The following is a 24,827-nucleotide window of genomic DNA, read 5'->3' as shown; positions in this document are numbered from 1 at the left end:
CACGGGGGCCGCCTCAGGCCAAGACCGGATAGCCCAGCGCCTCCGCCTGGCTGCGAAAATCCAGCATGGTTTGATAATCCGGCGTGTCGCAGGGAATGAATCCCTTCAACTGCAAGCGATCCCGCACTGCGGCAAGATCAGGGTCTGCGCCCGCTGCGATCAGGGCCGTTTGTACCTTCTGAAAGGTGTGTTCATCCGCCTCAATCCGCACCGCATAGGGCAGCGAGGGGGCGGGGGCGGTCCAGGTCAGAATGCGCAGAATCTTCGACGCCTCCGGATGATAACGCCGCATCAAGGCCCAGGTGACGCTATCGATCGCGGCAACATCCGCCCGCCCGGCCGCAACCGCCTGAATGGACAGGACATGCCCGCCAGACACAAGAACCTGTGAAAAGAACGCCTTTCCCTCCGCCAGAGGGGCAATAGAGTGGCGCAGGGCATTCATGCCGGAATGGGAATTCCAATTGTTGATCGCGACACGATGCCCGCGCAGATCCGTCAGGTCCTGATAGTCCGAATGTGCATGAACAATCACCGCACTGGAATAGGTGCCGCCCGCACAGCCTTCACAGTTAAAGACCGGCGTCGCCACCGCCCGCAGGTCCTGCTGCAATTCCGTCATCAAGGGATAGCCGCAGGTTTGCGTGACCAGCAGGTTCGGATTGCGCCAATTGCGCTCATTATCCTCAATGCGGGTCAGGTGGTCCGGCACATCTGGCAGGCCTTGATCGCGCAGGTGACGGGCGATGCCCTGCCACCACGCATCCGTATCGGCCTGCAGGAAGGGCAGATCATATTGCGGCAGGCTGGCAATCAGATGGCCCATAGCCCCCTCCCCAAATCCGGCACCTTATCCCGCCATGCGTTCAATTTGCGCCCCACAGGCAGCCAGTTTCAGATCCAGCCGCTCATAACCGCGATCCAGGTGATAGATGCGGTTCACAAAGGTTTCCCCCTGAGCCACCAGTCCTGCGATCACCAAGGCGACAGAGGCACGCAGATCGGTTGCCATGACCGGCGCGCCGGTCAGGCGGGTAACGCCCCGCACCATGGCAGAACGCCCATGCAGATTGATATTGGCCCCCATGCGGCTGAGTTCCGGCACATGCATGAAGCGATTCTCAAAAATTGTTTCGGTCAGCATCGACGCGCCCTGGGCGGTCGTCATCAGCGCCATCATCTGGGCCTGTAAATCGGTGGGGAAGCCCGGATAGGGTTCCGTCATCACATCGGTCCCAACCAGCGCGCCACAGCGGATGCGCATGCCATTGGGGACGGCATCGATGATCACCCCAGCGGCCTGCATCGCCTCAATCGCCGCGCCCAATGTTTCCGGCAAGGCACCCACAAGGGTCGCATCCCCGCGCGTGGCGGCAATTGCCATCGCATAGGTGCCGGTCTCAATCCGGTCGGCCATGACCGTGTGCTGTGCCGCGTGCAGGGCATCAACGCCCTCAATCACAATGCGGTCGGTCCCGGCCCCGGTGATCTGGGCCCCCATCGCGATCAGGCAATTGGCCAGATCAACAATTTCCGGCTCCCGCGCCGCATTGAATAATTGCGTGCGCCCCTTAGCCAGGGTGGCCGCCATCATCAGGTTTTCCGTTGCCCCGACCGACACAAAAGGGAAAGTCACATCCGCACCGACCAGCCCCTGGGGCGCAGCAGCGACGATATAGCCACTCTCCAACTCGATTTCTGCCCCCAACTGGGTCAGCCCCTTCAGGTGCAGATCAACCGGGCGGGTGCCAATGGCGCAGCCACCGGGCAGAGAAACCCGCGCCTTGTGATATTTCGCCAATAGCGGCCCCAGCACCAGGATACCGGCCCGCATCTTGCGCACGATGTCATAATCGGCGACCGTGTTGTTCAGGCTGCCCGCCGTTAGGGTCAGTCGCTGTGCGCCTGCTTCCCCTTCCGGCGCTTCAAACTTTACGCCAATACCCAGACTGTCCAGCAATTGCGCGGTGGTGCGGATATCGGCCAGGCGCGGTACATTGTCCAGGATCAGGGCATGATCTGACAGGATCGACGCACACATCAGTTTCAGGGCAGCATTCTTTGCGCCACTGATCCGGATTTCCCCCTTCAGCGGTGTGCCGCCGATAATGCGAACCTTGTCCATGCCGGATGTCTTTCCTTCTGCCGGATGCGGCACCCCTGCCATCAGGGCCGACTCATTCAGGCTATTATTTAGATCATGGGGGGACATGCAAACCTCTCAATTGGGCAAAAGGACAGGATAAACCAGACAGGCGGATCGACAGGGTTTCAGGACGGAAACAGTCAGCCCTTACTTCGGGAACAATGCTGATATCAAAAGGCGAGACTAAGGCAAAAGTCAGGTGTTTTTGGACCCGTCTTCAACATCCGATGATTCGGCCTGGTTTTCCAAGCGTCTCGCGCGTTGTTGCGCCTTTCTTTTCAACAAATTCGCACGCAGGGTCGCCGCCTGCCGCTGAAGGCGCGCGCGCTCTCGTTCCGATGTCTTGTTGTCTGTCGCCATGCGCAGGAAATGCCGGGTGGCGGCGGTTGAGTCAAGTCCGTGTCCGTAGCGCTTGCACCGGTCCGAACCTTATGGCATACACCGCCCCGCTTGGGCGAGACATCGCCCGCCGCCACGATAACGCTGTCGTAGCTCAGGGGTAGAGCACTCCCTTGGTAAGGGAGAGGTCCAGGGTTCAATTCCCTGCGACAGCACCATTTTTCTCACTTTTCGTATTCTTGGATCGGCCATTTAGGCTGGTATGGATTGGGTGATCCCATGGCAAACGATGATATCTACAAAGACCTTTCACAATTGGGGCAGAAGGTGGCTTTGCCAGGGTCTCCTGACGAGGCTGAGCTGGAGCGGGTGGCTAATCCACAGCAAGGGGTTACCTATGCGGTGCGGTTTGTGGCACCGGAATTCACCTCGCTGTGTCCGATGACGGGCCAGCCGGACTTCGCGCATCTGGTGATTGACTATGTGCCCGGCGATTGGCTGGTGGAGAGCAAGTCGCTGAAGCTCTATCTGGGTGCCTTTCGCAATCACGGGGCGTTTCATGAGGACTGCACGGTCAGCATTGCGCGGCGCCTAGTGGACTTCCTGCAACCGATCTGGCTGCGCATCGGCGGATATTGGTATCCGCGCGGCGGGATTCCCATCGATGTCTTCTATCAGACTGGGCCCGCCCCGGAAGGGGTCTGGATTCCCGATCAGGGGGTTCCCCCCTATCGCGGGCGCGGGTGAAGGATTACTGCGACAAGGCCTTATAGGCAGCCGTAAACCCGTTCAGCGAGATGGGGATCACGATTGGTGTATCCGGGTTGGCGGCCCTGGCAAAGGCTGCAAATTCTACCTTGAAACTTGTCTGACTGTTGGGTGGATCATTCTGAAACTGCCATTCGACGATGCCCAAGAAGCTGAGGCAGTGGTGCGCGCATAAGCACGCCACTTTTCCCTTGGCCTAAGCTACGGCCCAAATCAGCTACAACAATGCTAACGCTTTTGACGAAGTTCTTCTGAAGCACTAGTTTTGGGATTTGAAAGTTTCATTTAGCCCCGTCAGGGCTTCGCTTTCTCTAATATGCTTGACGGCAGCTATGCTGCGTGCGTCGCTGGCGATAATTGACACGCCATAACGTGGTGGGGGTTCCTTCGTTCGATTTGGTTCATCAAAAGTTAATCACCAGAAACCTCAACGTAGTATGTAAATCACATAGGCCTCAACAGGCACCGGCTTGTTCTGCTCCATGCGTTGCTTGGCTTCTTGTAAACTTACCACCCACAGATGACGAAAGTTGCTCGATTAGGCCGTTGCATGAGAAACCCATCATACTTAGGTATTGTTTGGCCGATCTAACTGCTTGCTCATTCCAATCAATAGAAAGGCTGTCAACCGCCACCGTGGCATCAGCAACTTCATATCCGTCACCATATGAAGACGCCAATTGCTGTATAAGGCCTTCACGAGAAAACCCTCCGATTCTTAGATAAGACTCTGCAGACCTGACAGCATTTTTCTGAGGGCCGGTCAGATTCTGGGCTGAAACAATTGACGCGCCTATCAATGTAAAAAGAGCAATAGCTCCAACAGTTAGTTTAATCATAGTATCCTCAATTTACTATTTTTAATAAACATAGCGTATTTTTCATTCCACTCAAAATCAAGCTTGTAATCTGAATAATTGTATGGCGCGTGTAAACACACCAAGCGCTAAACCCGATAGATTTGGTTTTGATGGCTTGCGAGAAATAATAGACATATAGAAAGCGAGGCGCTGATATGTGCCCATTTGTCCTTCGCCATGCTAACGGCATTGAAGGGCGGCGCGTGTGCTGAATTGCGCGGCGCTTAGTGGAGTTCCTGCAACCGGTCTGGCTGCGCATCGGAGGATATTGGTATCCGCGCGGCGGGATTCCCATCGATGTCTTCTATCAGACTGGGCCCGCCCCGGAAGGGGTCTGGATCCCCGATCAGGGGGTTCCCCCCTATCGCGGGCGCGGGTGAAGGATTACTGCGACAAGGCCTTATAGGCAGCCGTGAACCCGTTCAGCGAGATCGGGATCGCAATCGGTGTATCCGGGTTGGCGGCCCTGGCAATAGTGATGGTTGCCCGCGCGCCCGCCTGCATCGACTGAATCTGCTCAATGGTCAGGGCCATATTGGCAACACACCCCGCCGGGGCACAAAATTCATAGACATAGCGCAACCGCTCCCCCTGATCGATTTGCAGGGCGACCCCTTCCGGCAGGGCCGTGCCCAAGGGCACAATAACCGTACCCCCGGCTGGAATATTGGGGTCGGATTGCAGCCGGATCAGGCTAAATTCCACGATGGGTTTTCCAGTGGCATCTGACCCGTTCTGGACCATGTAGCAATCGCTGTTATCGGCGGAATCGCAAAGGATCCTCCAATCTCCGAATTGCCCAACCACACGTTCCTTCTGTGCAGTGGACGTCGTTTGAGCCTGGGCCGTGGAAAATGACAGCAGAGCAATCACAACCCAAATCATCAACCGAACCATACTGTGCCATCCTCATTGCTGAACCTATGCGTCACCCTAGCATTTATGGTGCCGGGGACCCAAGCCTCTCACTTTGCAAAATGGACCAGCATTCCACCCCCGGAAAAGGATTCGGGGCGGGTTGAGACCCGTCTAGCCGCGTGGCTGATAGACTTTCGGGTCGAACCAGATTTTCTGTTCGTGAATTTTCCCCAACAGGCCGCGAATCTGCTGAATTTCCTGCATCAGGTCAGCGGAACTCGTGCCCTCTTCCGAGTCGGATTGACGGGCATTCATGACACGGCGGGTCAAATCACCCACACGCCGGGTCAGGGACACTTCGATGAAATCGATATCCTGGATATCCAATTCAAAATGCGTTCTGAACTTCGCCATTGGGGGCCCCTTCCATTCTTAACCACACTTGCCCGATACAGCACAGCTGAAAGGCATGATGATGCTTATAAAAGGATAGACGGAGTCAAAGCTGGGTCAATATAAATTTCCCAGATGCGACACCCAGTGACTAATATGCGACCCTTGCTCCGGGATGCGATAGATTTCATTCACGGACTTCAGGCCGCATCGTACCGATTGTCCATGCTGGGACATAACGCTAGGCTTTAAGGTGCAGCGCCGTGCCGATGGCATTCACGCCAGGAACGACCCAAAGGGGAATTGGTTTATGGATTTTACCGATGTGAAGACGCTGGAAATGATCCTGGTCTTCATTCTTATTGGGGGTGCCCTATACTTCTATGCCACGGAAAAGCTGGCGCTGGAGGTGACGTCGCTGGCGGTGATCTGTGCGCTGATGGTGGTGTTCCACCTGTTGCCGGTTCCAGGCCCGGACGGGAAGAACCTGCTAAGCGCAAAATCCCTGCTGACCGGATTTGCCAATCCGGCCATGCTGACGGTGCTGGCGCTGCTGATTCTGGGCGAAGGATTGAACCGGACAGGCGCGCTGGACAGTGCTGCGAAACTGGTCAATGCCGTATCTCAGGGACGCCCGATTGCCGCCATTGGTTTGACGCTGTTGATGGTGTGCAGTGTCTCGGCGGTGCTGAACAATATTCCCGTTGTCGTCCTGTTCATACCGATCATGCAGGCCCTTGCGGTACGCTCAGACCGACCGTCTGGCCGATATATGATGCCGCTCAGCTTCGCGGCTATTCTGGGGGGCATGACCACGCTGGTCGGATCGTCCACCAACCTGTTGGTGTCCAGCGCGATGATCGAGTTGGGGGAGCCCGGATTTAGCTTTTTCAGCTTCACGGTTCCCGGACTGGTCGTAGCTGCAGTCGGCATGGTCTATGTTGTTTTCATCCTGCCCAAGCTGTTGCCGGAGCGCGCCAGCAAGATTGAGGCATCGCAACGCGAGGCAAAACAGTTCAAAGCACAGATCACTGTGCGACATCATGGCAAACTGGACGGCATGACGCCTTCTGCCGGATTCTTTCCAGAATTGAACAATATCACGGTTCTGTCGGTTGAGAGCGAAGGCGAGGTTCGCCTTCCCCCTTATGATGAAATCCCGCTACAGCCCGATGACGTGCTGATCGTTGCGGCGACACGCGACCGGCTGTTGCAGTTTCATAAGGAAAATCCCGGTGCGATCACCCCCGACATCATGATGCGCAGCGGTCTTGCCCGCATGATTGATGCCGATGCCCCCTGGAAATCAGGCGCGCAGTCGGTGGCGGAAGTCATGGTCACCCCGGCATCCCGCATGGTGGGGCGGACACTGGATACGATCGGGTTTCGATATCGCCATGACTGTGTCGTGCTGGGGGTGGAACGGCGCAGCCGCATGGCACGCACCAGACCCACTGAAATCCCTTTGGAGCCAGGCGATATTCTCCTGATCCAAGGGCGCCGGTCGGATATTGAGGCCCTGCGCGGCAGCCAGGAAGTGGTTTTGATGGAATGGTCTGCCGAAGACCTGCCCCAGCCGCATCACGCGAAACGCGCCGGGGCGATCTTCCTGGCCACGATTGCCGCCGCAGCAACCGGCATTCTGCCGACAGAGGTTGCCACCCTGACCGGGGCGGCGGCGATGGTGATTTGTGGTGCGATGACAGCAGAAGAAGCGATCCGGGCCATTGACCATAAGATCATTCTGTTGATCGCCGCGGCCCTGGCGCTGGGCGCTGCGATGCAGGCAAGTGGCGGGGCGAGTTTCCTGGCTCAGGGGCTGGTCTATGTGCTGGGCGGAACAAGCCCCGCTATTGTCCTGTCCGGCTTCTTTCTGCTGACGGCAATTCTGGCCAATGTGCTATCGACGAAGGCCACGGCGGTTCTGTTCACCCCGATTGCGGTTGCTGTGTCGCACACCATTAACGTTCCAGCGGAAGCCTTTGCAGTTGCAGTGGTTTTTGCCGCTAACTGTTCCTTCGCCAGCCCGGTTGGATATCAGACAAACCTTCTGGTCATGGCCCCTGGCGGATATAAGTTTAAGGACTTTCTGAAGGCTGGCGCACCCTTGTTGATCTTGTGCTGGCTGGCCTTTAGCCTGTTTGCGCCCTTCTGGTTCGATCTTTAAATCACCAGCACATTCTGTAAGATGGTGCAGAGATGATAGTGAACCAAACCATGAAATCCGCCCTCGCCCCCCCCTGTCGCACCTCTGACGGCATACAGGATCGGCGTGTGGGAATTGAAATCGAATTCGCCGCCTTAAAACCACGCGATGCTGCCACGCTTGTCACACAGCGATTTGGCGGAAAAGTGGTCGAAGTAGATCCCCATCGCTATGAAATTCAGGAAGGCCGCCATGGGGTTTTCCTGGTCGAATTGGATGCTCAATACGCACATCCAAATGAGAAGCTGAGTGATGTCGAAAAGCGCAAGCCCTGGCTTTCCGAAATGGCCAACTGGCTGCGGGACCTGGATACCGAAGCCAGCCGGTTGATCGGTGATCTGGGCGGGGACCTGATACCGTGCGAAGTGGTTTGCCCCCCCATTCCCTGGACGGAGCTGAACCAAATAGAAGATCTTTATCGCGCCTTGCACAAGGCTGGGGCGGCTGGAACCGATGAAGGTTTGCTGTATGCCTTTGGACTGCACATGAATGTGGAAACCAGCGGCACGACCGTTGGGCATATATTGCCGACACTAAAGGCCTATCTGTTATTAAGCCCCTGGTTGAGAAGTGCTATACAAGTTGACGGAACCAGAAGGATTTTCCCCTATATAGACCCCTTCCCGTCAAGTTATATCAAGCGGGTATGCGCCCCAGATTACACGCCGGATCTGAATGCAATGATTGGTGATTATCTGTCTTTCAATCCAACGCGAAACCGCGAATTGGACATGTTACCCCTGTTTAGTCATCTGCGTGCGGCGCGGGTTTCTGGCGCCGTGGATGACCCACGCATCAAGGCACGACCCGCCTATCATTGGCGATTGCCAAATGCGCTGTTCAGTGGCCAGGAGGCGGGGCCACTTGCAGAGTGGTCACGCTGGGTGACAGTTGAACGCCTTGCTGCGGATTCTGATGGGTTGGATAAGGCATGTGAATCTTTTCAGGACCTGTCCCCGCTTCCCCTGACAGATGACGTCGAAGTCTTTTCTACTGACCTGGCGAAGGCCTATTGCCCATGACGCGCCCTATCATCGGGGTCACGACCAGTCACTTGCGCGGATGGCGTTCCTGGCAATTTCAGCGCTTGGCGATCTGGCGAGCCGGGGGCCGGGCCAAGCGGCTGACGGCATCGCGTGTCCCGAACCCGAAAGACTGTATTTCAAGTCTGGATGGTTTGGTGATCGGGGGAGGAGACGATATCGACCTGACCCTGTATGGCGGCACCCTGGATCTGAAAATCAGGTACGACCCGGAACGGGACGCATTAGAGCGCGCGCTGCTGGAAGCGGCCACAGACCAGCCATTGCCCATTCTGGGCGTCTGTCGGGGCGCGCAAATGCTGGCCCTATGGCGTGGTGGCAACCTGATTCAGGATATTTATACCCATTATCCGGACCTGCCACGCATTCGAACCGTCTTCCCGAAACTCAGCATTACTGTCCAGGAAAATACAAAACTGCAATCCATCCTTCAGCGGTCATCCCTGCGGGTGAACAGTCTGCATCACCAATCGATCAACGCCCCTGGCGATGGGATGCGTATCGTCGCCCAGGACCCGCGGGGGGTGACACAGGCGATTGAACATACCGGGGATCGATTCATGGTCGGCGTCCAATGGCATCCAGAATATATGCCACAAAAGCCAGCCCAACTGCGCCTGTATAAGGCCTTGATCGCGGCGATACAGCGCTGAGAATATATGCGACATATTTTCCTTATTTTGCGACACATTGGGCATTGACGACGCGCCACGGCGTGCCTAGCTTTCGCGCAGCTGATTGGCATGAGGGTTTTGCCCGTGACAGTCATCAGCAACGATCCCGCCTTGCCCGTCCTTGGAGACCCCGCCTGTGACCCAGAAACCAAATACCCGCCCCGCTAATCCCAATTTCTCTTCTGGCCCCTGCGCCAAGCGTCCGGGATGGAGCCCTGACGCGCTGAAAGATGCCCTGGTCGGGCGATCCCATCGATCCGGTCCAGGAAAGGCAAAGCTGAAAGAGGTCATTGACCGCACACGCGCCATTCTGGACATTCCGGCAGACTACAGAATAGGGATTGTGCCTGCGTCAGACACCGGCGCGGTGGAAATGGCACTGTGGTCCCTGTTAGGGCCGCGCGGCGTTGATATGCTGGCCTGGGAAAGCTTTGGCAAAACCTGGGTCAGTGACGTGATCAAGCAATTGAAATTGAGCGATGTCCAGGCCATTGAAGCAGATTATGGCCTTCTGCCGGACCTGACCAAAACGGCAAAGGATCGGGATATCGTTTTCACCTGGAACGGCACGACCAGTGGGGTGCGTGTCCCTAATGCGGATTGGATTGCTGAGGACCGCAGTGGACTGACGATCTGTGATGCGACCTCTGCGGCCTTTGCGATGTCCCTGCCCTGGGACAAGCTGGATGTCACAACCTGGTCGTGGCAGAAGGTTCTGGGCGGTGAAGGGGCCCATGGCATGATCGTGCTGTCGCCGCGCGCCGTTGAGCGTCTGGAGACCCATACACCCACCTGGCCAATGCCAAAGATCTTCCGCATGACCAAGGGCGGTGAACTTATCGACGGGATTTTCATCGGGGAAACCATCAATACGCCCTCTATGCTGTGTGTTGAGGACTCGCTGGACGCCCTGCGCTGGGCAGAAAGCGTTGGTGGTGCACAGGGCATGATCGACCGCTCCCAGGCCAATCTGGCGGTCATTCAGGACTGGGTTGAAAAGACCGATTGGATCGAATTCCTGCCAGTGGACCCCGCCACCTATTCGAACACGTCGATCTGCCTGAAACTGTCAGACCTGTGCCCGCTGGAGGGGGAAGCCCGCGCCACGGCCCCCAAGCGGATGGCAAGCCTGTTGGACAAGGAGAATGTCGCAAAGGATATCAATGGCTATCGCGATGCCCCGGCCGGGCTGCGGATCTGGGGCGGTGCCACTGTGGAAGCCAGCGACACCGCTGCGCTGATGCCCTGGCTCGACTGGGCCTATGCCATGATCACAAAGGAAGGCTGACCCCATGCCGAAAGTCCTGATTTCCGATAAGTTAAGCGACCGCGCCGTCGATATCTTTCGTCAGCGGGGGATCGAGGTTGATTTTGAGCCAGGCCTGTCCGCTGAAGACTTGCTGACCCGCATCGGGAATTATGACGGCCTGGCGATCCGGTCCGCCACAAAGGTGACAGACGCTGTGCTGGCGGCAGGGAATGGCCGGTTAAAGGTCGTCGGGCGCGCGGGCATTGGCGTCGATAATGTCGATCTGGCCGCCGCCACCCGCTTTGGCACGGTGGTGATGAACACGCCCTTTGGTAATTCCATTACCACAGCAGAACATGCCATTTCCATGATGATGGCTCTGGCCCGCCAAATCCCCGCCGCCGATGCATCCACCCGGGCCGGGAAGTGGGAAAAGTCCAAATTCATGGGGGTGGAGCTGTTTGGCAAAACCCTTGGTCTGATCGGGGCCGGGAATATCGGTGCCATCGTTGCAGACCGCGCCCAGGGCCTCAAAATGAAGGTCGTGGCTTTTGATCCCTTCCTATCGCCCCAGCGCGCCCGTGATCTGGGGGTCGAAAAAGTTGATCTGGACACATTGCTGGGTCGTGCCGATTTCATCACGGTGCATACCCCACTGACCGATGGAACCCGCAATCTGATTGACGCCGCCGCCCTGGAAAAATGCAAAACAGGCGTTCGCATCATCAACTGCGCGCGGGGCGGTATTGTTGACGAAAAAGCACTTAAAGACGGCCTGGAAAGCGGCAAGGTTGCCGGGGCCGCCCTGGATGTCTTTGTTGAGGAACCCGCGCGGGATAATCCGCTGTTTGCCCTGGAAAATGTCGTTGCCACCCCGCATCTGGGTGCTGCGACAGAAGAGGCCCAGGAAAATGTCGCCCTGCAGGTCGCGGAGCAGATGTCAGATTACCTGCTGACCGGCGCGATCACCAATGCGCTGAATATGCCTTCAATTTCTGCCGAAGACGCCCCGCGCCTTCAGCCCTACATGGCTTTGGCCTGTCAATTGGGGGCCTTTGCCGGGCAAGTCACCGAATCAGCGATTAAAGCGATTACGATGGAATTTGAAGGCCATGTCGCCAAGCTGAATGTAAAGCCCCTGGTTCAGGCGGCCCTGGCGGAGGTGATGAAGCCCTTTTCCGAAGCGGTTAACATGGTCAATGCCCCGGTATTTGCCCGGGAACGCGGCATAGACGTGTCTGAAGTCATTCATGACCGCCCCGGCGATTACCAGACCCTGATCCGGCTGACCCTGACAACAGAACGGTTTACACGATCCGTATCGGGCACGCTGTTTGGCGGGAAACTGCCGCGGCTGGTCAATATCAAGGGCATTGCAATAGAAGCAGAACTGTCCCCCAATATGCTGTATATCACCAATCATGATAAGCCGGGCCTGATTGGGGGCATTGGCTCCATTCTGGGCGATGCCGGGGTGAATATTGCCACATTCCATCTGGGCCGGGCGGATGCCGGCGGCGATGCCATCGCGCTGATTTCAATTGATGAGGCCCTGACACCGGACCTGCTGACAAAACTTCAGGAACTGCCACAGATCAAACAGATAAAATCCCTCACTTTCTGAGGTAAAGCGCTGTTATTTCAGGATAATATTTTTTCCTTTCGCACCTGCAGCATAAACCTATATCATAGGGACCGTTCTAATCGTTACTAAGGACACCTGATGCTCTATTCATTCCATGATGCGCGGTCTCGCGCGCTAATGCCGCTTCGGTGGATGGCGGAAGCAACGCGCATCACCTTCGACAGCCCGTTTCACCCGATGAGCTGGACTCCCGTTGGCCGGATGTTGGCCGCAGGCTCCACAGTGCTGGAAAGTCTTATTGCTATTCGTGGCAAGCCGGAATGGCGGATCGACACCGTTGAAATTGACGGCCAGGATGTGCCTGTCACCATCGAACCAGACCTGGAAGCGCCCTTTGGCGATCTGGTTCATTTCAGCAAGCCTGCAAAGTTCAAGGGTCAGCCCCGGATTCTGCTGGTGGCCCCGATGTCCGGTCACCATGCCACTTTGCTGCGCGATACCGTGCGCGCCCTGATCGTTGAAAACGATGTCTGGATCACAGATTGGCGCGATGCCGCTGATATTCCGGTTGAGGAAGGGCGCTTTGGCGTCGACACCTATATTCAATATCTGCGCGATTTCCTGTCCCATCTGCATCAGGAAAGCGACGCGCCTGTCCATATCATGGCAGTCTGTCAGCCAGCCCCGCTGGTCCTGGCGACTGTCGCATTGTTGGCAGAAGAAAAATCCCCCACCCTGCCCGCCAGCATGATTCTGATGGGCGGTCCCATCGACACACGGGCGGCGGCAACGGCTGTCACCCGCGTTGCGGAAAACCGCACAATGGCATGGTTCGAACGCAACATGATCCACCGCGTGCCGGCCCGCTATCCCGGTGCTAATCGCAAGGTTTATCCTGGCTTTTTACAGCTTCATTCCTTCTGGTCCATGAACCCGGCCCGCCATGCGGGCGCGCATGTGAAAATGTTCAATCAGTTGCGCAAAGGTGACGATGAGTCTGCCGAGCGGACACAGGCTTTCTATGATGAATACATGTCTGTTGCCGATGTGCATGCGGATTTCTTCCTGGAAACGGTAGAGCATGTCTTCAAACGCCATTCCCTGCCCACGGGAACGATAATGTGGAATGATCGCCTGGTGAAGCCAGAGGCAATCACGACGGTTGGCCTGCTGACGGTTGAAGGGGAATTGGACGACATATCCGCCCCGGATCAGACCGAAGCCGCTCATGATATCTGTGCCAATATCCCGGAGTCTCTGCGCGATCATATGTTGCAGAAGAATGTCGGGCATTATGGCATCTTCAACGGTCGGCGCTGGCGCGAAGATATCTGCCCCCGGATCGGCAGCTTCATTCGGAAGATTGAGGCGATGAAGACCGAACCTGCAAAAGAAGCAAGTGACGGACAGCAAAACGCTGCTTAAGCTTGGCGTATGAAGTCAGTCTTACCTTTCATCCTCATGGTGATACTGTTGCCCATGACAGCAGTGGCCCAAGAGCGCCTGCCCGGCGGCGGTGTCGCGGAAGCAACCGGCCTGCGGGCGTGGTATGCCGAACCGACAGAACGCTATGCCCATGGTATTCTGGATGATGCGATTGAGGCCGGAAGCCTGATTGCAGAGCGGGACGGCAAGACCTATCGCTATGACCTGCCCGATGACAGCGTATTTGAGGATCTGACGCCGCGCCTTGTTGATGCCAATGGCGATGGGCAACTGGAAATCCTGACAATCAAATCCTACCTGACCAGCGGGTCCACTATTGCCCTGTATGGCATCCAGGACGATACGCTGGTACCCCTGGCAGAAGCAGCCCCCATCGGCACTTCCAATCGATGGCTGAACCCGGCGGGGGTTGCGGATTATGATGGGGATGGCAACCCGGATATCGCAGTCATACAAACCCCACATATCGGGGGCATCCTGATCCTGTATCATTGGGATGGCACCTCACCAAAGATTGTCGAGCGGGGCCGAAAATCTGGCTATTCCACCCACAAAATTGGATCAACGATGCTCAACATTGCGCTAACGGTCGATTGGAATGGCGATGGCGTGATGGACCTGTTGCTACCCCGCCAGAACCACACCGATATCGTACCAGTCTATATGATCGGGGATACCTTCACAGAGGGCGAAACCTATCGGATGCGCCGGGAGATCACGGGACGTTTGGAATTAATGGGTAACTTTGTCAAAATCCCACTGCGCGGCGGCCTGACAAAAACCATCACCCGACCCTACAATCCCGCCGAAAAGGCAAAGAAAAAAGAGAAAGCCCTGCATTCGACCGATTGAAATCGTGTTGTCGGGGCTATTCCGCAGCCTGAGACAGGGTATCAGCAACAGGGCTGTTCAGGGACGCGATTGCGGCATCCATTGCACCCTGACCCAAAGGCACACCATGGCGGCGCAGCACGGTTTCAATCCCCGCCAGCGCGCCCAGGATCATCGGCTCATTAATATTACCCATATGACCAATGCGGAAGCCCTTGCCCCGATAGGGCCCAATGGCGGACCCGATATGCAGGTTCATGTCCCGGCCTGTGGCACGGATTTCTTCTGCATCAATCCCCTCTGGCGTCAGAATGGCCGTGACTGAATCCGCGCGATCAGCCGGATTTTCTGCATTGAAGCGCATGCCCCCTGCCTCGCACCAGACAGAAACCGCCGCCCTAACGCATCGCGCCAGCCTTGCATGGCGCGCAATCACACCGTCCAGGGTTTCTTCCGCAATCATGTTCAGGGCTTCGCGCAATCCGAAAATGTGATGTTCGGGCGCCGTGCCACAGAATCGCTGATAATGCTCACCCGCGACCCGTTCCTGCCAATCCCAATAGCGGCGGGGCATCTTTGCTGACTTACCCGCCGCCATTGCCTTGTCATTGACCGCGACCAGCGCCAAGCCTGCAGGCATCATCAACCCTTTCTGAGACGCCGCGACCGTGACATCCACGCCCCAGTCATCCATTGGAAAGGCCGTCGTGCCAAGAGAGGCAATCGTATCGACACAGAACAAGGCCGGATGCCCTGCCGCATCAATCGCCTTGCGCGCCGCCAGCACATCGCTTTTCAGGCTGGTGGCGGTATCGACATGCACGAACAGCACGGCCTTGATCTTATGAGCTTTATCCGCGCGCAGAACCGCTTCAATCGCATTCGCATCAATGGCTTTGCGCCAGCTGTTTGGAACCGTTTCACAGACCAGCCCCAAGGCCTGCGCCATCGCTCGCCAAGCCTCTGAGAACACACCCACTTCCGGGATCAGCACAGTGTCGCCGGGTGAAAGAATATTGCTTAATGCCGCTTCCCAGGCCCCATGACCATTGGCCCCATACAGATGCACGATCCCTTTGGTCTGGAAAATCGCCTTCACATCCTCAAAAACCGCGTCACACAGGGCAATGAATTCAGGACCGGAAAAGTCCACGGACTGACGATGCATCGCATTCAGAATGCGATCAGGCACCGGCGTCGGACCAGGGCTCAACAAAAACTGAAATCCACGCTCAATCACCATGGGATGCTCCTGAAAAACCCGGTATGGAAGAACAGGCTATTCCTACTCCAATTATGCCGTTGGTCAATCTCAACAGAACGACCCTTGCGACCTATTGCCCGACCGGGTGGTCAACCGCAGGCGAATGCCGCTATAGAGACCCTCAATCTCATCTTCTATATCGGAAATCTGATCTTATGAGCGACCTGCCCCCCTGCCCCGCCTGTGCGTCCACTTACACCTATGAGGCTCAAGGCCTCTTCAACTGCCCGGAATGTGGCCATGAATGGTCCGCCAATGCCAGCACCGGCGCATCAAAAGTCTGGCGCGATGCCAATGGCAATGAATTACAGGATGGCGATACCATCACGGTCATCAAGGACCTGAAGGTCAAAGGCTCGTCCTCTGTCGTTAAGGTCGGCACCAAGGTTAAGAACATCCGCCTGGTTGAGGGCGATCACGACATCGACTGCAAAATCCCCGGCATCGGTGCCATGGGCCTGAAATCCGAATTCGTGAAGAAGAGCTAAAGCAAGGACCGCACTACGCTTGTGTCTCTCATTCAACTAATCGCATTCTGTTGCAGAGAGTTGTGCGTAAAGCATTGCCTCAACGAAAGCCTGCTCTTTGGCTGAGTCATAAGCCGAGGAAACGGTTTTGGACATGTCTGCACCCGCCAAGACAGCCGCAAGAGCGGACATTAATTTGGAGCGGTTTAAAAGATCACTCTTCCTATTCTTATCGATAGGCGATTGGGTCGACTCGTTTGAGTACCATGAGGCGACGTGACGCCAGCCATCAGAACGGCAAGGCGATGCCATCGCTGCTTTACGAAGTCTCAACTCATCTGGTTTGAAGCCTTCCCACTCCCACATCGGACGATCTCCAAAATTTGCAAGAAGCGTGGCATCTGGGGTGGTCAAAACAATGTGAACTTCGCTTTGCATCGTGTTTGCTCGATCCGCAATGGCTTGAGCCTTCGAGGTGGACTCTGCGCAATCTGAAGGGAAGATATAACTTTCGTATTGTTCCCGCCCTGACATTTGACCAATCACACGAAAATCGTCATGCCGGGCAAAGTCGAACACAGCTTGAAAAACGAATTTCCCCAAGTCGGAAAAGTCAGCATCTGGATCTGACCGACTTTTGTCATAGGTGAAGGTTACAAGGCAATCTGCAACCGTCCCTTCTGGTATATACCGAAAGAACATATCCGACATAATCCGCGCATCGGGGTCTGGCGGGGGTTCGGCAAGTGCCTTATCTGGCGCTGGCTGAAACATCGCTGCAATAGCCAGCGTCGCAGCACCCAGTGTGTTTGAAATCTTAAGACGCTTGGTTTGCTGCCTCAGAACGTTATTGCAACTCATTCACCCTTTCTCCCCGTCGAGAAAACACGTCAACATCAACACCCGCACTGATCCCATGACACGGTGGGTTCGATGGCATCATGAACGACATCAGCCTCTAAGGACGGATCAGTCTGCAATGTGGCAACAGAGACTAAAGCTCTATCCTGCTCAAAACACCATCTTTCCGTATGTGGGCCGGGTGACAGGTTTTGCAAAGCAGCCTACACTCTTCCTGCAATCCTTCCGGCGCAGTCTTACTAGTCTTGGAACCCAACCATTGACCTTCAGACGTATTACCATCCTCACCGCGTTTCTAATGAACCTGTGCGCTTCTACGATACCTGCCTCCGCTGATGAGCCACTGCCGGACCTAACGGCAGATGAAATCATTGAACATTGCTGGGCGATCTCGCTTGAACTTCGATCAAAACCAAACACGGAAGCAATACGGGCTGGTCATCTCGATACCGCTTTGTGTTTAGAAAATGCTATCATTGACTACGCATCGGACTTTATCGATCCAAACTCTATGACCCGGAGTGAAATTGAAGGAAAGATGAACCAGACCCGTTACGCTATAGGAGGATTGTATTGGAGCCTCTATAATGAACACCGGGCCTGTTCCTTTCCATCCTGTGGCCACTTCTTTCAGTCGTTTCATAACAACATGCTCTCAAAAGTCTATGAAGAGGTTCTGAAACGGGTGATGGCCCAGCGCGAAGACTATAGGGGAAAGTTCTAACCCGTTTTTGGAGAAGTCGCTATGGCATCTTTGGCGATTGATCCCTCAGCACAGTTTTATGTTCACACCGGAAGATACTTTTGCAAAGATGACCTGCCTGCAATCATAGGAAGTATGACGATGACACTTGGACGTACCTGCCTTGCTCTGTTCCTGATCGGGTTGGTTCAATGCATTGGGCTGTCTGTGTCTTGGGCAGAAGACACACCTTTAAATCAAAATGGCAAAATCGGGGGGTGGCCAACGGAGTTTGATGGACGCTATCCGGTTGGTACACCACCGGGCGACGGGTGGAACTTTGTATCGGGGGACGGCAAGAAGTTCTCCAGCGCCTGCATTGGTAAACTGCGCTCCCCACAATGCCTAGTCGACACCATGATGGCCTGCGGTGCCTGGTCCGATCTCGACGCTGGATGGCCCTCCGAAACCGACGCGGAAGAGGTCTTCAATCACCCAATCTGCCATGCATTGCAGAATTATCCTGGCAAACCTGGGGTTGGCATTGCAACGTTCACTGGACCAGGCTTTGATCCCGACAACTGGATGATCTACTATAAAACTGACCAGCGGGTTGTTGATCGAACCTGGCTGATTGATCCTGATCTTCCCTACCACCTTTGGGGGGGCAATTTATTTCATCTTCGGCCTGATGATACTGCTATCATTGCTTTCATGGTGATATGCGAGACTCAAAGCCCATTGCTTTCAAAAAATAAAACGGATGACATCCCTCTTTACCCCCGGAACAATAGTCCGTTGTCACAGTGCTGGGATGGCACTTTGGAAGCCGAAGTATTATTTGCCCGAAAACGCCCGGACAAAGAGGAGTGGTATGTCGGGAATTTTTTCGACGTGGGGCAACAGGGCTCATCAGGTAAGCCCTGGCCCAAGCTGGATGAATGGTACGCACAAGTCTATCCATCCGTTCTACCCGGGATGAAGTCTCGCTTTTAGGGAAGCCGATAACTATCCAGTCGCGCATTCTCGCCATTAATATTGGGATCCGTGGCGCGGAAAGCACTCCTACCATCCATCAAATTGTCGATGAACTGTTTCCGTGTCGCTGGGTCCTTTGCCAAGTCGCCCATCGCTTTGAGCGACTCGGACCCCAATATTGAATCTTCAACCACAGATTTCTGGCGACCTTGCTCCGGATAAGTCTTGTTTATTGCCTCTTGGATTAGTTTTGTGCCGTTTGGCCCTCCTTCTCGGAACACGGTGTCCGCAACGGCGATGACTGTGCTCTTGTCTCCAATCGTAGTTTTAAAGACTTCTGCACCACTGATTTTTCCATCCGATGCTTTAGATGGACCGACAGCACTGTCTATATAAATCTTGTAATAGGCGACTTGCTGTTCCGATGAAAGCTGATCAGGGGTCATTCCAGGCTTTATACCAGCCGCTTGGAGGCGAGGGCCTACCCATTTCAGTTTAGGGTCTAGTTTTACACGTTCTTGAAACTTGTTAAGCGTATCAGCCGTGATCCCAGCGACCGTGGTGCCATCGCGCTTTCCCCCACCTTCTGCGGAATATATAGAACCGTAGATTTCTCTCTCCAGGGGATCTGTAATCCCCTGCGCATCTAATGCGGAATGAAAACCAATCCAATCGGATTGCGTCACCCGCGTTGAGGGGGTGCCGGAAGGTCCCTTATAAGTTGGTATCCGTGGCAGCGTGCTTGGGCTTGTTCCTGGAGCCCCTGCATTTCCAGAGGGTGCAGTTTGTGCCTGTGCAAGTTGCACTGGGCTCGGGGTGTTTGATGGGTCAGGAGAATTCGCTGCCGCCACTTTTGCCTCAGGCGCATCAAAAGTGGGCGCGGCAGAGCGAGGTTCGGCAGCATTGGCTGAGACTTTTTGGATCAGGGGAGAGATCAGGTCGTTCAGTCGCACCTCGGTCTCTCCGCCCGGACGAGAGAAACCGTCGGTCTTCAGGCCGAAGTCCCGTTGAAAGCCTCTCAGCCCCCAATTCAGATCTTCGTCGGTCGTCGGGTTCCCTAGATGGGCCTTTTCAACCGGGTAATGGCCGGTCCAGGCCAGCGCATTCTTCAAGCCGACAACATCCTGGCCCCGATTGACCTGCCCCTGCCCCACGCCGCCCCCCAGACGCAGCGGGCGGCCATTCCAGTCAACTTTCTGGATGGCTGTCTTAACCTTAGGCTTTGGCGTGTAAAAAGGGTCCGTCAGTTCTGGATCATAGGCAAATGGAGCGGACGCCTTCGCAGGGCGCTTGGGCTTATAGGGATCTTCATGTCAGGTCAGGTTTACACGTTCAGAATGGCCCTGCGCCAAATCCCAGAAATCGTCTCATCACTGCAGGGTATCGGCATCATCCGATGCAAGCTTGCCGCCCACCGTGATGACCTCCTCCATGAACCCGCATGTGTCTGAGTGTAGTTTGCTCTGTTGATCAGATACCTCCCAATCCCGAACGCGTTCTGCATATTGCCGAAAATCGGACATGTTTTGACCGTCCAAGAGGCGACGATGGAAAATCCTGTAGGCTGCTTGTGCGGATACAATGTAGCCGCGTCCCCCCACTTCCGCACCGCTGCCTGTGAATTTTGACCAAAATGGATCCGCGTACGGCAGATAGAATCCAAGGGGCACCGCCAATGTCCCGTCCTTACGAACTTGGAGTTCTATATCTGGATATCTTTCGTCCCATAAAAGTGCAACTTCTCGCAGAAATTCCTTGGAATACAGGCCGTATAGAAGTTCGAAGTCGTTATTCTTCTCGCGAAAATCATGTTCAAAGACACGACATGTCGCAATAAAATCGACCTCAATCCAGTTCCAAGCGGCCCAACTCATGCCGCGCCAGACCGGCCCCCACGCAACATAAACAAGAGCGATCACGATAATCGCGACTGCACTTCGTTTGAGGATCAAGAAGGGGTTTTTCACGGACCGTACTCAGGTTCTAAATCCTGCCATTCGACATTCTCTTGGACTAAATCCCCACCGACAATTCGAAACTTTACTGTCATCTTCTGAGCCCAAGCAGCTTTACTATCGTACTCTGCCGCCCGACCTTCATCTGTTAGTGCGTTCATTATTGGATCGGGAGATGATTCTCCATCAAAGTCATATCGATCATTCCAGTTATGATTGATGACGCCGGTAACAGTTAATGCGTCACCATGTCTAGAAGCAGTAAAACCGTCTTTGATATCCGAAGACACTTTGTTCGTTCCAAATGCAAGCGCCTCATCGAGGTTTCCTTCCAAAACATGATCAAACGTTGAGGTGTTTCTTGTCCAACGGTCAGCTGACCCAAATGCACCTTTAGGCTTTTGCGGGACTATCTGACGCACATCTCCATCCTTCAGGCCTAAAAGTTGCTGCCGATAGTTGTACTTTATTGTCGTGCCGTCGTCCAAAGCAACTGTTTTATCTCTTGTAAGGCTATCCACGAACCGTTCCTGATTCTTCTGTTCCGCCTCTCGGATGAAGGGGCGTTCACGGGCTTTGTCTCGGGAGTAAGTGCGATCTTTTCCGGTTCCGTCGAGGAAGTGATCAAGGTTGTCGGCGGCGTTGTCCAGGCCAGCGGCGCGGCCCGCGTCGGCACCGAGGCGCAGTACGCCTTCGGCCGCATCCAGGGCGCCACCTCTCACTCTATCCCCGACTTCATTCGCCGCGTGCTTGACATCGCCAACCAACTCCTCCGCTGCGCCTTGAGTCTGTTTTCCCGCCTCCTCCAACGCCCATTTCGTTGGATTTTGCCACCCTGATGGTCGATAGCCCGAAGCGTCCGACACTTGCACCGAGCCAGACTTTGCATCCTCCGTTCTGGCATCGGTACTCATTCCAGTCTGCATCAGCAGATTGGCGCCAGTTGTCGGTTCATCTGGTCGAAATTCGCTTGTCGTCGCCGAGGCCCTCTTGATCAAGGGAGAGATCAGGTCGTTCAGTCGCACCTCGGTCTCTCCGCCCGGACGAGAGAAACCGTCGGTCTTCAGGCCGAAGTCCCGTTGAAAGCCTCTCAGCCCCCAATTCAGATCTTCGTCGGTCGTCGGGTTCCCTAGATGGGCCTTTTCAACCGGGTAATGGCCGGTCCAGGCCAGCGCATTCTTCAAGCCGACAACATCCTGGCCCCGATTGACCTGCCCCTGCCCCACGCCGCCCCCCAGACGCAGCGGGCGGCCATTCCAGTCAACTTTCTGGATGGCTGTCTTAACCTTAGGCTTTGGCGTGTAAAAAGGGTCCGTCAGTTCTGGATCATAGGCAAATAAAGTGGAAACCTTCCCAGGGCGTTTGGACTTGTCGGGATATTCATACTGGTTCAGATCCTTCCTCTGGACCAAATCATGTGCCGTGTTTGCAAGATGGGAATTGAGCGTCTTCTCCGTCGGGCCGCCCGGTCGGGCATAGCCGTCAACCGTCAGGCCATTCCTTTTCTGAAACGCCTTCATCCCATCGAACATTGGCGTGTCTGGGTATGGTGTCATGCCATAGGCGGGCGCCTCATAATGGCCCAGCTTGTTCAGACCTTGTTTCATATTCAGCACATCATCGCCATTGGCGGCAGAGGACGACCGCAAGACGTTGTTCAATTTGAAACCAAACATATTTACCCCACTTTTGTTCCAATTTGTAGTATGAGAAAGACCCCCTGCCCTTCTCTTCAAAACGGCATCTGTCACACCATGCGTTACAGAAGTTGCATATTATTTTACAAAAAACTAAAAATTGTCAATATATAAAAAGAACAAATTATAAATTAATGTATAAATTATTGAAATGTTTGATTTATTGCGGTATCATATTCGTATGCGCTGGCCGCCCTGGACTCCCGCCTACGCGGGAGAGACGAGGGTGTGAGCCTTGCCGCTCTTGAAGGTTTACCGCAAAGGACGCTTAGAAGGCGCAGAGGACCCAGAGAGGCAGAAGCGTGCACTTTTTCGTCACCCCGGACCCTGATCCGGGGTCCAGAGCAACAAGCGCGATTGGTGCCTGTAGCCCTGGACTCCCGCCTGCGCGGGAGAGACGACGGTTTAGGGGTCCATTCTCATCCTGAGGAGGCGCGTTAGCGCCGTCTCGAAGGAGGGGCTGTAAGTGGGGTGGTTACAGGAAGGCCACCCTTCGAGACGCTGCGCCCCTCAGGGTGAGGGCGCATTTGGCTAATACTATGTCATCCCGGACTTGATCCGGGATCCAGGGCGGCGGGTTTAGTTTTGTGCCTGTGGCCCTGTATACCCGCCTGCGCGGGCGTGACCAGGTATGACAATGATTCAGTGAAAAATGGTGCGCCGGTTCAAACTTCGTTCGAACCTATCATCTAAACAAAGGGCACCATTTTAAAAAAAATGGTGCCCGGGGACAGAATCGAACTGCCGACACAGCGATTTTCAATCGCTTGCTCTACCGACTGAGCTACCCGGGCACGCGCTTGGTGGGTCGGTCTTGTTCCACCGGAATGCAGAGGGTTCTATGAGAATTGCACCGGTCTGACAAGCCTTGTTTGGAGCAAAGGCGTGAAAATGTCCTCGCCCTTAAGCACCTGATATTCTCAGTCCTGATCGGTGCGATCCGGGTCCTCGCCGGAGACCGCGTCATTGGGGCCCTCGTCCGTTTCGATGCGATAGACGCCGCCCAGCCAGCGGTGCAGGTCCACATCCTGACAGCGCCCGGAACAAAACGGCTTGGTATCGGTGGCCGAGGGTTTGCCACAGATCGGGCATTTCTGTTTGTTATGCTTGTCGATGCGGGGTCTGTCAGGGTCCATCATGCGGGATCACGCTCCAATCTGACATCCAATTTGGCGGCACCGGGTTTCAGGATCAAGGGCTGGCCGAGGCGCTTCTCACACGCTTCCCGTGCCGCCTTCATATTGCCATTCAGCACGGCAGCCGCTGAGTCCGGCAGGGCAACAACCGGCTTTCCGGCCCCTTGCAACCGCAACGCCCGGCGCAAGGCATCGGCTGCCAGTGCATCGGGGGCCGCTGGGGGATAGGCCACCGGCGATAGACATAGATCGGCCAGGCTGGGTCCCATACGCTGGCGGGTGATTTCTACCAGGCCCGAGGGTGATATTCCCAGAACATCGCTGTGCGTCTCCGCATTCTTCAACCGACTGCGCAGGATATCCAGGAATGTCTTCATCTTGCCACGCCCGGTCAGGCCCGCGAAATCGATCACGATCAGACCACTGAGGCGGCGCAGGATAATCTGGCGTGCGATTTCTTCTGAGGCACGGCGGTTCAGGCGGTGGATCGCCTCATCCTTGGTGGAGGCCCCCGCCTCTCCCGCGCCCATATCAACATCGATTGACGTTAAGGCCCTGGTCTGTTCGATGGTAAGGCGACCCCCGCCGGTCAAGGTGACCTCTGCCCCCAGCGCTTGTTCAAGAATATCGCTGAGCCCCGACGCATCGAAAATCGGCGCAGGGTCATTGTGGAAGGCCAATCCCTCAGACAAGTCCGGGAAGTATTCCGCACACAGCTTTTCCGCCGTCGCGAAGTCCAACCGATCATCCAGGGCAACCCGTGCCTCAGGCCCCGCATCGCGCAGCATGGTCTCAATAAACGGGGTTGTGGGCAGCAACAGGGCGGGCGCTTTCTCCGTCTTTGCCCTGGCCTGAATGTCCGCCCAGGTTGCGCGCAATCGGTCTGCCTCCGCCTTCAATTCCGCACCGCTGACGGTCCAGGATGGCCCGCGCAGGATCAGGTCCGTGGGATCGGCTATCCCGCTCTCAGCGGCTGCCAGGGCCTCGGCCCGGTGCTTCCCCTGACCCAGGGCCCTGGCGCATTGCAGGCCGCCGCCGCGACCCGGTTGGAGGCCCAGATAGCGGCCCCACAGAACAGGCTGACGTACGGCCGCTGGCCCCTTATCGTCATGGGCATCGCGGGTGATCTGGACCAGGACGGCCTCCCCCTCGGTGATATCCTTTGCCTTGGACAACAGGCCAATCCCCGCCGCGCCCAGATCCAGGAAGGCCGCGCCCAGGCGCTTATCAACAGCCTTCACCCGCGCCAGGAAGATTGCGCCGATCAGACGGGGACGGGTCACACGCTCAATATCCAGCCCCAGGGCCAGGCCATTGGCATCCAGATGCCCGGCCCGGCGCTCTGCGGGGCTTCCTTCAATGTATATTTCTGCTGCGCCCGTCATAGGT

Annotated in this window: 25 protein-coding genes, 2 tRNA genes and 1 pseudogene; 13 read left to right on the top strand and 15 right to left on the bottom strand. The window is 55.8% G+C overall.

The features are described from left to right. Positions 1 to 13: 13 nt before the first annotated feature. The 3 genes from ACOSDR_RS17030 to ACOSDR_RS17020 all read right to left on the bottom strand — a co-directional run bounded on the left by ACOSDR_RS17030 (position 14) and on the right by ACOSDR_RS17020 (position 2,506). Positions 14 to 826: a phosphate/phosphite/phosphonate ABC transporter substrate-binding protein gene (locus ACOSDR_RS17030; RefSeq protein WP_420731994.1), complete on the bottom strand. Its 813-nt coding sequence runs from the start codon at positions 824 to 826 to the stop codon at positions 14 to 16. A 24-nt stretch (positions 827 to 850) separates the two neighbouring features. Continuing rightward, complete coding sequence (gene murA, locus ACOSDR_RS17025) at positions 851 to 2,125, bottom strand: UDP-N-acetylglucosamine 1-carboxyvinyltransferase (protein ID WP_420732032.1); 1,275 nt, start codon at positions 2,123 to 2,125, stop codon at positions 851 to 853. Between the two features lie 216 nt (positions 2,126 to 2,341). Then, on the bottom strand, positions 2,342 to 2,506 hold the full coding sequence (locus ACOSDR_RS17020; RefSeq protein ID WP_420731993.1) for a hypothetical protein: 165 nt from the start codon (positions 2,504 to 2,506) through the stop codon (positions 2,342 to 2,344). A 122-nt stretch (positions 2,507 to 2,628) separates the two neighbouring features. Here ACOSDR_RS17020 and ACOSDR_RS17015 point away from each other — a divergent pair. Both ACOSDR_RS17015 and queF read left to right on the top strand, forming a co-directional pair. After that, positions 2,629 to 2,703, top strand: a tRNA-Thr gene (locus tag ACOSDR_RS17015). A 61-nt stretch (positions 2,704 to 2,764) separates the two neighbouring features. Beyond that, complete coding sequence (queF, locus tag ACOSDR_RS17010) at positions 2,765 to 3,232, top strand: preQ(1) synthase (protein ID WP_420731992.1); 468 nt, start codon at positions 2,765 to 2,767, stop codon at positions 3,230 to 3,232. Between the two features lie 4 nt (positions 3,233 to 3,236). Here queF and ACOSDR_RS17005 read toward each other — a convergent pair whose 3' ends face one another. Both ACOSDR_RS17005 and ACOSDR_RS17000 read right to left on the bottom strand, forming a co-directional pair. Then, entirely contained in the window at positions 3,237 to 3,437 is a 201-nt protein-coding gene (locus ACOSDR_RS17005) for a hypothetical protein (protein ID WP_420731991.1), read from the bottom strand. Positions 3,438 to 3,708: 271 nt separating this feature from the next. After that, the gene (locus ACOSDR_RS17000) at positions 3,709 to 4,092 is read right to left on the bottom strand and encodes an Ltp family lipoprotein (protein ID WP_420731990.1); all 384 of its coding nucleotides are present in this window, start codon (positions 4,090 to 4,092) and stop codon (positions 3,709 to 3,711) included. 233 nt (positions 4,093 to 4,325) lie between these two features. Between ACOSDR_RS17000 and ACOSDR_RS16995 the strand changes: the two are divergent. Beyond that, positions 4,326 to 4,493 (top strand): annotated as a pseudogene (locus ACOSDR_RS16995) (NADPH-dependent 7-cyano-7-deazaguanine reductase QueF); the annotation flags it as partial. A 4-nt stretch (positions 4,494 to 4,497) separates the two neighbouring features. Here ACOSDR_RS16995 and ACOSDR_RS16990 read toward each other — a convergent pair. Together ACOSDR_RS16990 and ACOSDR_RS16985 are read right to left on the bottom strand one after the other, a co-directional pair. Beyond that, entirely contained in the window at positions 4,498 to 5,010 is a 513-nt protein-coding gene (locus ACOSDR_RS16990) for an invasion associated locus B family protein (protein ID WP_420731989.1), read from the bottom strand. A 132-nt stretch (positions 5,011 to 5,142) separates the two neighbouring features. Next, positions 5,143 to 5,385 carry a hypothetical protein gene (locus ACOSDR_RS16985; protein WP_420725999.1) on the bottom strand — a complete coding sequence of 81 codons (243 nt, stop codon included), beginning with the start codon at positions 5,383 to 5,385 and terminating at the stop codon, positions 5,143 to 5,145. A 289-nt stretch (positions 5,386 to 5,674) separates the two neighbouring features. Here ACOSDR_RS16985 and ACOSDR_RS16980 point away from each other — a divergent pair, with 289 nt between their 5' ends. The 7 genes from ACOSDR_RS16980 to ACOSDR_RS16950 all read left to right on the top strand — a co-directional run bounded on the left by ACOSDR_RS16980 (position 5,675) and on the right by ACOSDR_RS16950 (position 14,419). Beyond that, positions 5,675 to 7,531: an SLC13 family permease gene (locus ACOSDR_RS16980; protein ID WP_420731988.1), complete on the top strand. Its 1,857-nt coding sequence runs from the start codon at positions 5,675 to 5,677 to the stop codon at positions 7,529 to 7,531. 50 nt (positions 7,532 to 7,581) lie between these two features. After that, positions 7,582 to 8,592, top strand: a complete 1,011-nt coding sequence (locus ACOSDR_RS16975; RefSeq protein ID WP_420731987.1) for an amidoligase family protein — start codon at positions 7,582 to 7,584, stop codon at positions 8,590 to 8,592. Continuing rightward, a complete protein-coding gene (locus ACOSDR_RS16970) occupies positions 8,589 to 9,266 on the top strand; it encodes a gamma-glutamyl-gamma-aminobutyrate hydrolase family protein (RefSeq protein ID WP_420731986.1) in 678 nt (225 codons plus the stop codon). The genes ACOSDR_RS16975 and ACOSDR_RS16970 overlap by 4 nt, the downstream gene beginning before the upstream one ends. Before the next feature lie 157 nt (positions 9,267 to 9,423). Next, positions 9,424 to 10,575, top strand: coding sequence for a phosphoserine transaminase (locus tag ACOSDR_RS16965; protein WP_420731985.1), 1,152 nt, complete (start codon positions 9,424 to 9,426; stop codon positions 10,573 to 10,575). Positions 10,576 to 10,579: 4 nt separating this feature from the next. Beyond that, positions 10,580 to 12,160, top strand: a complete 1,581-nt coding sequence (gene serA / locus ACOSDR_RS16960; RefSeq protein WP_420731984.1) for a phosphoglycerate dehydrogenase — start codon at positions 10,580 to 10,582, stop codon at positions 12,158 to 12,160. Positions 12,161 to 12,259: 99 nt separating this feature from the next. Continuing rightward, on the top strand, positions 12,260 to 13,546 hold the full coding sequence (phaZ, locus tag ACOSDR_RS16955; protein ID WP_420731983.1) for a polyhydroxyalkanoate depolymerase: 1,287 nt from the start codon (positions 12,260 to 12,262) through the stop codon (positions 13,544 to 13,546). 54 nt (positions 13,547 to 13,600) lie between these two features. Then, positions 13,601 to 14,419, top strand: a complete 819-nt coding sequence (locus ACOSDR_RS16950) for an FG-GAP repeat domain-containing protein (RefSeq protein ID WP_420731982.1) — start codon at positions 13,601 to 13,603, stop codon at positions 14,417 to 14,419. A gap of 16 nt (positions 14,420 to 14,435) precedes the next feature. Here the strand turns inward: ACOSDR_RS16950 and ACOSDR_RS16945 are convergent, their stop codons facing one another. Continuing rightward, positions 14,436 to 15,641 (bottom strand): pyridoxal-phosphate-dependent aminotransferase family protein, encoded by a 1,206-nt coding sequence (locus tag ACOSDR_RS16945; RefSeq protein WP_420731981.1) that lies wholly within the window; start codon positions 15,639 to 15,641, stop codon positions 14,436 to 14,438. 176 nt (positions 15,642 to 15,817) lie between these two features. Here ACOSDR_RS16945 and ACOSDR_RS16940 point away from each other — a divergent pair, with 176 nt between their 5' ends. Continuing rightward, the gene (locus ACOSDR_RS16940) at positions 15,818 to 16,150 is read left to right on the top strand and encodes a zinc ribbon domain-containing protein YjdM (protein WP_420731980.1); all 333 of its coding nucleotides are present in this window, start codon (positions 15,818 to 15,820) and stop codon (positions 16,148 to 16,150) included. Between the two features lie 36 nt (positions 16,151 to 16,186). On the opposite strand, the gene ACOSDR_RS16935 is transcribed toward ACOSDR_RS16940, so the two are convergent. After that, positions 16,187 to 16,990, bottom strand: coding sequence for a hypothetical protein (locus ACOSDR_RS16935; RefSeq protein WP_420731979.1), 804 nt, complete (start codon positions 16,988 to 16,990; stop codon positions 16,187 to 16,189). A gap of 118 nt (positions 16,991 to 17,108) precedes the next feature. Here ACOSDR_RS16935 and ACOSDR_RS16930 point away from each other — a divergent pair, with 118 nt between their 5' ends. Next, the gene (locus ACOSDR_RS16930; protein WP_420731978.1) at positions 17,109 to 17,714 is read left to right on the top strand and encodes a hypothetical protein; all 606 of its coding nucleotides are present in this window, start codon (positions 17,109 to 17,111) and stop codon (positions 17,712 to 17,714) included. A gap of 21 nt (positions 17,715 to 17,735) precedes the next feature. Continuing rightward, positions 17,736 to 18,668, top strand: coding sequence for a hypothetical protein (locus tag ACOSDR_RS16925; RefSeq protein WP_420731977.1), 933 nt, complete (start codon positions 17,736 to 17,738; stop codon positions 18,666 to 18,668). Here ACOSDR_RS16925 and ACOSDR_RS16920 read toward each other — a convergent pair. From ACOSDR_RS16920 to ACOSDR_RS16895, 6 genes are all read right to left on the bottom strand, one after another. Beyond that, the gene (locus ACOSDR_RS16920; RefSeq protein WP_420731976.1) at positions 18,665 to 19,762 is read right to left on the bottom strand and encodes a hypothetical protein; all 1,098 of its coding nucleotides are present in this window, start codon (positions 19,760 to 19,762) and stop codon (positions 18,665 to 18,667) included. The two genes, ACOSDR_RS16925 and ACOSDR_RS16920, sit on opposite strands and share 4 nt — an antisense overlap. Positions 19,763 to 20,020: 258 nt before the next feature. Next, positions 20,021 to 20,617, bottom strand: a complete 597-nt coding sequence (locus ACOSDR_RS16915; RefSeq protein ID WP_420725983.1) for a hypothetical protein — start codon at positions 20,615 to 20,617, stop codon at positions 20,021 to 20,023. Next, positions 20,614 to 22,281 carry a peptidoglycan-binding domain-containing protein gene (locus tag ACOSDR_RS16910; protein WP_420725982.1) on the bottom strand — a complete coding sequence of 556 codons (1,668 nt, stop codon included), beginning with the start codon at positions 22,279 to 22,281 and terminating at the stop codon, positions 20,614 to 20,616. The genes ACOSDR_RS16915 and ACOSDR_RS16910 overlap by 4 nt, the downstream gene beginning before the upstream one ends. A 739-nt stretch (positions 22,282 to 23,020) precedes the next feature. Beyond that, positions 23,021 to 23,096: transfer RNA gene (locus ACOSDR_RS16905), tRNA-Phe, on the bottom strand. 126 nt (positions 23,097 to 23,222) lie between these two features. Then, the gene (gene yacG / locus ACOSDR_RS16900; RefSeq protein WP_420731975.1) at positions 23,223 to 23,441 is read right to left on the bottom strand and encodes a DNA gyrase inhibitor YacG; all 219 of its coding nucleotides are present in this window, start codon (positions 23,439 to 23,441) and stop codon (positions 23,223 to 23,225) included. Then, positions 23,438 to 24,823 carry a ribonuclease E/G gene (locus ACOSDR_RS16895; protein ID WP_420731974.1) on the bottom strand — a complete coding sequence of 462 codons (1,386 nt, stop codon included), beginning with the start codon at positions 24,821 to 24,823 and terminating at the stop codon, positions 23,438 to 23,440. Before ACOSDR_RS16895 ends, yacG begins: the two co-directional genes overlap by 4 nt. Positions 24,824 to 24,827: the final 4 nt, after the last annotated feature.

The organism is Hwanghaeella sp. 1Z406, from assembly GCF_048892425.1.
Lineage (GTDB): Bacteria > Pseudomonadota > Alphaproteobacteria > UBA8366 > Aestuariispiraceae > Pacificispira.
Note: the sequence above shows the minus strand (reverse complement) of the source record. Positions and strands in the feature narration are given on the sequence as shown.